Here is a 685-nt window from a genome sequence, read left to right on the forward strand (position 1 = left end):
GGGAGGAACACCGGACAGGCCCTGGCGGATAGGGGCGCGACGGGGCGCGGGGAGGTGGGCCGGAGTGATGCCCGTTGTCGTTCGTCAGTCCCGGTGCAGCAGGGCCGTGGTGTCGGGGGGCAGCATGCCGGCCTTGGTCAGCGGTGCTGACGCGATGAGGGGGCTGGTGGCGGCGGGGAGCGGGATCGGCCGGTCGGTGAGGTTGACCGCGCACAGCAGGCCGTTGCCGCGTTCGAACAGGAGCGTGCCGGGCGGGCTGTCGAGCCAGTGGAAGTCCTCGCCGCGCAGGCCCGGGTTGGTGCGGCGCAGGCGCAGGGCGGAGCGGTAGAGCTGGAGCATGGAGGTGCGGTCGGCCTGGTTGGCCTCGGCGGTGTGGAACTTCCAGTCGTGGGGCTGGGGGAGCCAGGGCGTGGCGGAGACGGTCGTGCTGAAGCCGAAGGGCGGGGTGTCGCCGGTCCAGGGGAGGGGGACGCGGCAGCCGTCGCGGCCTCGGATCGTGTGGCCGGAGCGTTCCCAGGTGGGGTCCTGGAGCGCCGAGTCGGGGAGGTCTTCGACTTCGTACAGGCCGAGTTCCTCGCCCTGGTAGAGGTACGCGCTTCCCGGCAGGGCGAGCATCAGCAGGGCCGCCGCCCGTGCTCGGCGGGTGCCCAGGGCGAGGTCGGCGGGTTGGTGGCCCTCGTCGCGC

General features: G+C 73.6%; 1 protein-coding gene. It reads right to left on the reverse strand.

What is annotated here, in order from left to right; genetic code table 11:
- Window positions 1-84: 84 nt before the first annotated feature.
- On the reverse strand, window positions 85-685 hold a 601-nt coding region (locus tag AWZ10_RS45940), incomplete at its 5' end, for an alpha-amylase family glycosyl hydrolase (RefSeq protein WP_159058624.1).

This window comes from Streptomyces europaeiscabiei (assembly GCF_001550375.1).
Classification (GTDB): domain Bacteria; phylum Actinomycetota; class Actinomycetes; order Streptomycetales; family Streptomycetaceae; genus Streptomyces; species Streptomyces europaeiscabiei.